Consider the following 2,710-nt stretch of genomic DNA (forward strand, 5'->3'; position numbering starts at 1 on the left):
GCCGAATGCAACGCGGCAACCCCGGCGCAATCGGCGAGCGGATCGTTGCCGGTCTCGTCGATGACGAGCCATTCGTCGGGGCCGAGCCACAAGGCGATACGTCCGGCCTTCGAGGCGGATGTCTTCGGCTTTTTCGGCAAGGTCACGCCGAGCGCCTTCGAAAGCGCCGCGACCGACGCCTCCGGCGCACGCAATGAAATCCGCTGGGCCGGCGGCAAGACCTCGACCTTGGCGCCGGCAGCAGTGGTGCTGCGTCCAGCCAGCGCCGGACGGCGTTCCACCGAAGGCGATGCAGCCGGCGTCGTCTTTCTTGCAGCGGCCTTAGCCATTGAGGCGCCCTCCCGTCTCGTCGAAGAACACCATGCTGGTAACCTCCACTTCGATCACCCCGTTCGGCATCGGCACGTAGAGGGTCTCGCCCATCCGGTCGCGGCCGCCGGCGACCAGCGCCAGCGCGATCGAGCGGCCGCAATTTTCCGACCAGTAGCTCGAAGTGACATGGCCGATCATCTTCATCGGGATCGCCTGCTTCGGATCCTCGACGATCTGCGCGCCTTCTTCGAGCACCACCTTGGGATCTTTGGTCTTGAGGCCCACCAGCTGCTTGCGGCCCTTGGCGACAAGGTCCGGCCGAGTCAGGCCGCGGATGCCGACGAAATCGGTCTTCTTCTTGCCGACCGCCCAGTCGAGACCGGCATCGTTCGGCGTCACCGTGCCGTCAGTGTCCTGGCCGACGATGATGTAGCCCTTTTCGGCGCGCAGCACGTGCATCGCCTCGGTGCCGTAGGCCGCCGCGCCATGCTTCTGGCCTTCGGCCCACAGCGCTTCCCAGACCGCCTGGCCGTAGTCGGCAGGCACGTTGACCTCGAAGCCCCGCTCGCCGGTGAACGACATGCGGAACAACCTCGTCGGCACGCCGCAGATCTTGCCTTCGCGCACCGACATATGCGGCAGCGCCTCGTCCGACATGTCGATGCCTTCGACCAGCGACGCGATGATGTCGCGGGATTTTGGTCCCTGCACGGCGATGACAGCCCATTGTTCGGTGATCGAGGTCAGCCAGACATTGAGATGCGGGAACTCGGTCTGGAGATAGTCCTCCATGTGGTTCATGACACGCGGCGCGCCGCCGGTCGTCGTCGTCACATGGAAACGGTCGGGCGCCAGCCTGCCGACGACGCCGTCATCATAGATGAAACCGTCCTCGCGCAGCATGATGCCGTAGCGGCAGCGGCCGGGCTCCAGCTTCTCCCATGGGTTGGTGTAGAGCAACTCCATGAATTTCGCCGCGTCAGGACCGACCACTTCGATCTTGCCCAGCGTCGAGGCGTCGAACAGGCCTGCCGTCTTGCGCACGGCGACGCATTCGCGGTCGACAGCAGCATGCATGTCCTCGCCCGCCTTGGGGAAATACCAGGCGCGCTTCCACTGGCCGACATCCTCGAACACGGCCCCTTGCGCCTCGGCCCAGCGATGGATCGCCGTTTTGCGCGTCGGGTCGAACAGCGGCCCACGCGCATGGCTGACGATCGCGCCGAAGGTCACCGGCGTGTACGGCGCCCGGAACGTGGTCAGGCCGACTTCCGGGATTGGCTTGCCCAGCATCTCGGCGGCAATCGCCAGGCCGTGCATGTTGGAGGTCTTGCCCTGGTCGGTGGCCATGCCGTTGGTGGTGAAGCGCTTGACGTGCTCGATCGAGCGCATGCCTTCATGCACCGCCTGGCGGATATCCTTGGCGGTGACGTCGTTCTGGAAGTCGACGAACGCCTTGACCGTGGTGTCCGGCCCGGCGCCGGGGGCCGCGCCCAGCATGCCACGCGACCAGCTCTCCGAGGCGTCGACCTTCGGCTTGGTACCCTTGGCGGTTTTGGCGCCGGCATCCTTGGCCGCCTTGGCGCCCGCCGCATAGGCCTCGTCGATTGTTGCAGAAAGTCCATCGGTGCCGTTGCAGGCACCGACCGAGACGCAGTCCTGCGCATAGGTGCCCGGCACGAAGCGCTTGGTCTCGTCGTTGAAGGCGACCTTGCCGCGCGACTGCGAGAACAGATGCACCGACGGCGTCCAGCCGGCCGACATCAGGATCGCGTCGACTGGAATGGTGCGTTCGCCGCCGCCATTCTTCGGCTGCACCGTCATCGAGGAAACGCGCAGCTTGCCGCCGGCGCGGATCACCGCGCGGCCGAAATTGACCTCGATGCCGAGCGCCCTCGCCTCGTCGATCACCGGTCCGGTCGGATTGTCGCGCAGATCGACGATCGCCGCCACGTTGACGCCGGCCTTCTTCAGGTCGATCGCCGCCGCATAGGCAGAGTCATTGGCGGTGTAGACGCCGACATTCCTGCCGACCGCGACGCCATAGTGGTTGAGATAGGTGCGCGCCGCGCCCGCCAGCATGATGCCCGGCCGGTCGTTGTCGGCAAACACCATGTGGCGCTCGATGGCGCCCGAGGCCAGCACCACGCGCTTGGCCCTGACCTGCCACAGCCGCTCGCGCGCCAGATCGTGGCCGGGAGCCTTCAGATGATCGCTGACACGCTCGACCAGGCCGACGAAATTCTGCGCGTAATAACCGAACGCCGTCGTGCGCGGGAGCACGCGGACATTGTCCATCGCAGTGAGTTTCGCCACCGCAGCTTGCGCCCAGGCAAAACCGTCCTGGCCGTCGATTTTCGCGCCGCTCTCGAAACGCAGGCTGCCGCCGAACTCGGCC

The 2,710-nt window shown here is 66.1% G+C and carries 1 protein-coding gene and 1 pseudogene; both read right to left on the bottom strand.

Translation table 11 applies throughout. From position 1 onward, the window contains the following. Positions 1 to 329, bottom strand: a pseudogene (locus tag EN991_RS31205) (sarcosine oxidase subunit gamma); the annotation flags it as partial. Continuing rightward, positions 322 to 2,710: sarcosine oxidase subunit alpha family protein (locus EN991_RS31210; RefSeq protein ID WP_127370192.1), on the bottom strand; the 2,389-nt coding region annotated here is incomplete at its 5' end. The gene EN991_RS31210 and the pseudogene EN991_RS31205, both read right to left, overlap by 8 nt.

It is taken from the genome of Mesorhizobium sp. M7A.F.Ca.US.005.03.2.1 (assembly GCF_003997795.1).
GTDB lineage: Bacteria > Pseudomonadota > Alphaproteobacteria > Rhizobiales > Rhizobiaceae > Mesorhizobium > Mesorhizobium ciceri.